This window comes from Verrucomicrobiota bacterium (assembly GCA_016200005.1).
In the GTDB taxonomy this organism is placed as follows: domain Bacteria; phylum Verrucomicrobiota; class Verrucomicrobiia; order Limisphaerales; family PALSA-1396; genus PALSA-1396.
The window spans coordinates 1-7,607 of the sequence record JACQFP010000082.1 but is presented as its reverse complement, the minus strand read 5'-3'; the positions used below and the strand labels follow the sequence as shown (position 1 = coordinate 7,607).

General features: G+C 54.9%; 4 protein-coding genes. 2 read left to right on the top strand and 2 right to left on the bottom strand.

What is annotated here, in order from left to right; translation table 11 throughout:
- Both HY298_26105 and lhgO read right to left on the bottom strand, forming a co-directional pair.
- The coding region (locus tag HY298_26105; protein MBI3853733.1) for a DUF642 domain-containing protein at nucleotides 1–3,074 on the bottom strand (3,074 nt) is incomplete at its 3' end.
- Between the two features lie 453 nt (nucleotides 3,075–3,527).
- Nucleotides 3,528–4,730 (bottom strand): L-2-hydroxyglutarate oxidase, encoded by a 1,203-nt coding sequence (gene lhgO / locus HY298_26100; protein MBI3853732.1) that lies wholly within the window; start codon nucleotides 4,728–4,730, stop codon nucleotides 3,528–3,530.
- 262 nt (nucleotides 4,731–4,992) lie between these two features.
- Between lhgO and HY298_26095 the strand changes: the two genes are divergently transcribed.
- Together HY298_26095 and HY298_26090 are read left to right on the top strand one after the other, a co-directional pair.
- Nucleotides 4,993–6,075 carry a hypothetical protein gene (locus HY298_26095; protein MBI3853731.1) on the top strand — a complete coding sequence of 361 codons (1,083 nt, stop codon included), beginning with the start codon at nucleotides 4,993–4,995 and terminating at the stop codon, nucleotides 6,073–6,075.
- A gap of 172 nt (nucleotides 6,076–6,247) precedes the next feature.
- On the top strand, nucleotides 6,248–7,426 hold the full coding sequence (locus HY298_26090) for a radical SAM protein (protein MBI3853730.1): 1,179 nt from the start codon (nucleotides 6,248–6,250) through the stop codon (nucleotides 7,424–7,426).
- Nucleotides 7,427–7,607: the final 181 nt, after the last annotated feature.

The window sequence follows — 7,607 nt, the reverse complement described above, 5'->3', positions numbered from 1 at the left end:
CCCTTGCGCACGTAGGCCACATGATGGAACACTCCGTCATTTATCGTTCGTCCGGAGACAATCACATTGTGGTTGTTCCCAGCGGCATCGGAGAACATTTCCGATTCCAATCGGCCTATGCCGTTGCCGCCAATCCGAATGTCCCACATGCTCGAGATCCCGCACGTCGGCCATTTCTCGATGACGGATTCGATCCGGGCCGCAGCCGTCTTGATCCAAAAATCAATCGTGAAATCGTTCGTGTCGAAATTGCCGACCGTGTTGCCGAAGGTCACATAGTCATTGACTCCGTCAAAGTTAAAGGCTTGGCCCACTTCACCCGCCCCAAAGCCCAGCCCTCCATTGAGCGTCCCGTTGACGCCACCCACAACGTCCTGCGCAGTGCTCTCGCCGGGCCACCAATGCGTCAATCCCGGCGGCGGTGCAACGCAAGTTCCGCTGCCCGGCGTCACCGACACATTATCCAGCAACACATCCACGGCGACCGTTGCCGAAGAAGTGTCCGTAAAGGTCAAGGTCGAGTTCGTCGTCGTGGCCGTAAACGTGAAGGACTGCGCCGCACCGTAGCTTTGCGTGTTGGGCGCCACCGCGCTCAACGAACCCAACACCGCACCCGTGCCCGACTTGACCTCCGCCAACAAACTCATCGTCGCACCGCCCGGTCCAAAGCGACCGACATTAAAACTGACGGCATAAAGCTGGCCGATGATCGTCAGGAACGTCTGTGAAAGGGTGGCATTGGCGGGTGAATCGCCACTGTCGAAATCAAGCTGTTGCGCGCCATCCACTGGATTGACCACGCCGCCGGCAGGACCATTGATAAAGGACACCGTGCCGGCCCCGCCAAGGATCCAGCCCGTAATGTTGGTGGAGCCGCTCGGCTGCGCATGCCCGCCCAGCGAAACGACCGGCATTTCAAAACTGCCGTTGATAAACGGTCCGATAGCAGGCGGCGGTGGTGGCGGCGGCGGCAAAGGACACTTGCCCGCGCTGGCCGCGTTGTAGATGGATTGGATTTCCGCCAACGTCAACGCCCGGTTGTAAATCGAAATCTCATCCATCTGGCCGGTGAACGACGACGTGCCATCAACTCCAACACAAACACTCCGGCCCGCCGTCAAGTTGGCCGCGTTGTTGAGGATCGTGATCCCCGCCGTGGACCCTTGAACGTCGAATGCACCATCGATGTAGAACGAGAGATTGGTCGCTTGTCGCACGACGGCGACATGGTGAAAGATGCCATCGTTGATCGCCCGGTTGCAGAGAATCGAGTTGACATCGTGTCCAGCGGCATCGGAAACCATTGCCATTTCCAACCGGCCGGCGGCACCCCACGCTCCCGCTCCGCGCATTCGTATTTCCCAAAAGCTCGAAAAGCTGCAACTCGCCCATTTTTCGATGGTTGATTCCATTCTGGTCGAAGTGGTCTTGATCCAAAACTCGATGCTGAAGTCGTTCGTGCCGAAGTTGCCCGTAGTGTTGCCGAAGGAAACATAATCATCAACTCCGTCAAAGCTGAAGGTCTGCCCCACCTCGCCCGCTGCAAATCCCAGCCCGCCATTCAATGTCCCGTTCACCCCGCCCACCACATCCGTCGCATTGCTTTCCCCAGGCCACCAGTTCACCAGACCGGCAGGAGTGGGTACACAAGTTGGCGGCGGAGGACACTTGCCCGCACTGTCAGCGTTGTAGATCGATTGAATCTCGGTGGTGGAGAGTGCGCGATTGTAAATGGCCAACTCATCAATCATCCCCAGGAAACTCGCCTCTACCCCGCTGTTCACCGCGCCTATTCTGAGGTCCGTAGTGAATTCGAACGTCGTGTTGTAGGTAATGGCCGGTTCAGCCACGCCATCCAGATAAAACACCACCGTGCTGCCGTTCTTGGTCACCGCAACGTGATGCCACGCCATGTCGGTGATCGTGCCGACCGACCGAACATCGCTTATCGTATTCTTCGACAAGAACAGACTGCCATCCTGTCGGAAGCCCAGCACGTAGCCGCCCGGACCGTAGCCGACAATCTCCCCATAGATCGAATTGGCTGAAACCTGCGTGTCGCTGGAACGTTTCACCCAGCCTTCAATCGTGAGATTCTGAAGTTGCAGGTTGGCGGGATTCCCGATGAAAACGGCATCGCCACTGCCATCAAAGGTAAAGGCCTGCCCCACTCTTCCGGCAGCATACCCGGCGTTTCCGATCAACGTCCCATGATTGCTGTCCGCGCGGTCCAACGCACTATTGTTGGCCTGCCACCAACTCACCAAACCAGATGGCGGCGGAACACAAACGGGCGGAGGCGGTGGCGGACACTTGCCCGCGCTGGCGGCGTTGTAGATCGATTGGATTTCGGCCAACGTCAGCGCTCGGCTGTAAATCGAGATGTCATCCAACAGACCCGTGTATGGCTGCGTCCCATCCACCCCAATGCAGGGCCCGCTTCCAGCCAGCAGGTTCGCACTGTTGTTAAGGATCGTAATCCCTGGCGTCGAATTCGTGTAATCCAAAACGCCGTCAATGTACATCGAAATCGTAGTGGTGTGCCGAACCACGGCAATGTGATGAAACACCCCGTCATTGACACTCCGATTGGATGGCCGACTGTTCACGTCGTTCCCGCTCGCGTCCGAAGCCATCTCCAGTTGCAACTTACCCCCAGAGAGCCGCATATCCCAGAAGCTGGAAAAACCGCAATTACCCCACTTCCCAATGACCGGTTCAATCCGGGTCGTACTGGTCTTGAGCCAATACTCAATCGTGAAATCGTTCGTGCCGAAATTGCCGGTGGTGTTGCCGAAGGAAACATAATCATCCGCTCCGTCAAAGCTGAACGCCTGTCCCACCATGCCCGCGGCGAACGTGGTCCCATTTTGCAGCGTGCCGTTGGCGCCATCCACAATGTCGTTGGCATTGTTTTCCCCGGGCCACCAATGCGTCAGCCCCGACGGCGGCGTGGCGCACACTGGCACGGCTGCGATTGCCTGCGCTTTCAAAAAGTTCGGTGCGCAGAGCGCCAGGACAAAGATGATCGTGGGTAAAATGATACTGTGGGGTTTTTGGGTCGGAAGTTGCATGTTAGCCTGCCCTTTCTGTGTCGAGTTTATGAATGGAACCTCCCGCTTCAAAACGTCGCAAGAAGGAAGTTTTCATTGACGCGTATATTCAAGCATTATTATATGTGAAATAGCAAGATAAATATCCCGCTATCCCGCTCAATTGTATCATTGTCTCTTCAAACGAAACCATAAGCTATGGGGGAGGCTCAGCGCCATTGAGAGAATTACTGGAAATTGGGCCGGGGATTTGCCGGGGGCACTACAGTAGGCAGAACAAAGTGGTTATTGTTGAGGAATTGAACTCATTCGCATTTGCAGTGTGCCATTGATTGTGCTGAACGTGGCCAGTATTCGTCTATACAATGGGTTACCTTCTGAAGGAATCCCGACCTTATACGCAGAATGTTTTCTGTCTTGGGATGCCAACGGCAATCTCAAGTAAGGGAAACCCGTATCACTGCACTCCGTGAATCACCCACATTCTGAAGCGACCTGCCGAACGATTGCCTCCCCAATGGCCAGGGAAGCGGTCGCGGCCGGACTGGGAGCGTTCAAAACGTGCAGTGCCTTGGGCCGTTTCACGAAACAAAAATCCTGTACGAGTTCGCCACTGGGCGACATCGCTTGCGCGCGGACTCCGGCGCCGCCCGTTTCCAAATCTTCCCGGCGGATTTCCGGCACCAGTTTTTGCAGCGACTCGCAAAAGAGCCGTCGGCTGAACGAACGTTTCAATTCTTCCCAACTCATCCGTTTGTGTTTTGCCAGAAATCTCCACAGCCCGGAAAAAGTCAGCGCATCGAACAAGTCGGTCAGATTGATGTCGGTCTTGCGATAGCCTTCCCGCGCAAACGCCAGCACCGCATTCGGGCCGGCTTCGATGCCGCCGTGAATTAACCGCGTAAAATGAACGCCGAGAAAAGGAAACTTCGGATCAGGCACTGGATAGATCAGGTTGCGAACGAGATGCTGCCGGTCGGGTTTGATCTTGTAGTATTCTCCGCGGAAGGGGACGATCCTCACTTCCCGCTTTTCACCGGCCAGTTCGCTGACACGGTCACAATGCAAGCCGGCACAGTTGATCAAAAAATCCGGCTCAAAATCTCCCGCGGTCGTTTGCGCAATCCAGCCGTTCGCGTTCAAACGCAAGGCAGTCACTTTGGCCCGCGTCACCACCCGGCCCTCATGCGCTTCGATTTGTTGAAGCAGCACGGCACAGACTTTTGGATAATCCACAATCCCTTCCTGTGGCACGCGCAGTGCCATCACTCCGCCTACGTGCGGTTCAATCTCCCGCATCTGGTGCTGATCAAGGAGTCTCAACCCCTGCAAACCATTTTTGTTTCCGCGGTCGTACAGATCGTGGAGTCGCGGGATTTCAGATTGATCGGCTGCCACCACCAGCTTGCCGCAGATTTCATGGGGAATGTTGTGCTCGCGACAGAAGGCCACCATTTCTTGAATTCCGGAGACCGCCAGCAACGCCTTTGTCGAACCGGGTTTGTAATACAGCCCGGCGTGCAAGACGCCGCTGTTGTTGCCGGTCTGGTGACGGCCGACGGCCTCCTCCTTCTCCAACACAATGACCCGTGCGGAGGGACAACGCCGCGTCAGTTTGAAGGCGGTTGCCAATCCAACAATCCCGCCGCCGATTATGATGATGCGCTTATGAGACAATGCCGAATTCGGTTTGATACAACTGGGAGTGATGGTTATGCGACCGTGTGCGTGGGTCAAGCGTTACGTGGAAGATTAGTGAAGATATCAACGGGCAAAGTTTTGCCGGAAAGTTTTTGTCTTGAGTCACGATGATGAATTAGGATTGGATGCTATTAAGCATTTGGTTGAATCGCTCTGCAATCTTGTTGAAATGGAATGTGCCTGCGCATGGCGCAGTCGCCTGGTTCACTGAAGCCAGGATTGTAATTCTTACCCGGTCATGAACATCGGATTCTGGAACTTCTACAATTTCTATAACAAGAACCGGATGCTTTCGGACAGTTCGTCGATTGTCGGCGAGGAACTGGCTTACTTCATGGTCCATCTTACGAAGCAATTGCGCCAACTCGGACACCACGTTGCGACCATCGACATGGAAGACTTGGATTCCTTTGATAAGATTTTTTTCCTGGATTATCCGACTAAAATCAACTCACGTTTTCGCACACTCGTGCGCCGGAGACATCCGGAACTTCATCTCATCCTGATTGAACCGCCGATCATCCGCCCGGACAATTATGATTCTCGCAAGCACCGCCCGTTCAAAACCGTGTTGACCTGGAAACAGGATTTGTGCGCCGATGACCCGCAGAAATACCGGCTCTACCATATTCCAAATCGAGTGCGATCCGGGAACTTCTCAACAGTTCCGTTCTTGAAGCGCAAGCTCGTCACCATGATCAACAGCTTCATGGTTTCCGTCCGACCCAATGAATTGTATTCAGAACGGGTCCGCGCGATTCGCTGGTTTGAGGCTCATGCCCCGAAGGATTTCGACCTCATCGGCACGGAATGGGACAAACCCCTTTTCACCGGCAGACTTGCCACGCTCAATCTTGGGATTCGTTTTGCCTACCGGCGGGTTTCCTGGCTGAACCGCTTGAAGACACATCGCTTTCCCTCGCACATCGGGCCGAATCGCAGACCGAAACATTTGACCCTGCACGATTATCGTTTCTGCATTGCTTATGAAAACTCGGTTGAAACCGACTACCTTTCCGAGAAAATGTTCGATTGTTTTTTCTCTGGCTGTGTTCCCATTTACCTTGGTGCACCCAATGTTCTGGATTCAGTTCCCAAGGACACGTTCATCGACAAACGCAACTTCGCGACCTACGACGAGCTATACCGCTTTATCTCCGGCCTCTCGGAAAACGAGCACAACAGTTACCTGGCAGCCATCGATTCTTTCCTTAAAGGTCCGGCCCTTCGTCCCTTCACTGTTGAAGGTTTTGCCGAAATGTTCATTTCCAACTACTGCGATCCTTTGCAACCTCAGCTTTCAGATACGCGGCCGCAATAAGATTAACGAGCATCTCTCTTTTCCAGAGAAGTTCTTGCTTGAGCTACCAGTAATTCTGGGGTACACGTCTAAGCGATGGACGCGCCGTCGAATGTCAAGTCTGCAGGTTTCCGTCCGCCGAATATCGGCGAGGTGGCATCTGCGCCCACCGATTCTTTTCAGTGATTTTGCAATGAACAAATATGTCCCAGTTCAAGAGCCACCGGCGGCCCCCACCGATTCCGTCCTGGCCGCACGCCGACAACTGCGACAACTGCCCGCGCCCGAGCCAGCCGCCGGCATTGAGGCGTATCGGCGGGAGCGTGAACTGGCCCTTTCCTCGTCACTTCGGCGACGCGAGAACTTTGAGAAGTACATGCGTTCATCCCGTCGGGGGGCCACAGTGGACTACCTGCCCATCAAATTGGACATTGAGAACGTGAGCCGTTGCAACTTCCACTGCACCATGTGCGTGGTGAGCGACTGGCCGAAGGGAAAGCGTGGGGAAGACATGTCGTTGGCGGATTTTCAGCGGCTGATCGACGAGCAATACGGTCTGGTCGAAATCAAGCTCCAGGGCATCGGTGAGCCACTGATGCAGGGGGATGTGTTCTTCGAGATGATCAAATACGCGCGCGCGCGACAAATTTGGGTCCGCACCACCACGAACGCTTCCCTGTTGCACGTCAAAGACAACTACAAAAAGTTGGTGGATTCCGGAGTCAATGAAATTCAGATCTCCATTGATGGTGCTGACCGGGCGACGTTCGAAGGAATCCGGCGCGGCTCGCGCTTCGACAAAGTCATCGAGAACTGCAAACTGATCAATGCTTACTGCCGCGAAAAAAACATCAGCCGCACCAAGATGTGGACGGTGGTGCAGCGCGGCAACCAACACCAGTTGGAGGACTTGGTGCGTTTGGCGCACGACGCCGGTTTTACTAATCAAGTGTTCTCATTGGAATTGACGAACTGGGGATTGGATAAGTGGGATGTCCGCAATGGATTGGTCAACGTCGAGGACAGCCTCGACCACGACCGGTTGCTTGCCTTGGTGGATTTGGGCCAAAGCCTCGGCGTAAAGGTGTGGTTTTGGAACATCACCGAAAAATACAACGCCAGTTCACCCGATAAGTTGTGTCCGTGGCCTTTTGAACGGGCCTTTGTCTCCTCCGACTTGCGAACAGTTCCCTGTTGCGTCATCGGCAACCCGGACGCGTATGAGTTGGGCCGGGGCAAGAGCTTTTTGGAAACGTGGAACGGCGACGATTACGTGGCGTTCCGCCAGGCCCATCTCGACGGCAAGATTCCGAAGGTTTGCGAGTTTTGTTATTATCGGGACGCTCACTTTCCGGCGGCGAGCAGTACTTGACGAGGAAAGCGAACCTGATTCGGCAGAATCGTCGTTCCATCGTAACCGACAGCCAGACTGCCTTGGGTGAGTGGCACGGAAGCTGACGAAGGAACGGGAGTAAATCAGGCGGCGGAACGCATGGCGGCGCGTCTGGCTTTGGCCCAGGCTGCGGGCGTGAGGGATTTCAGGTCGGAGGTCT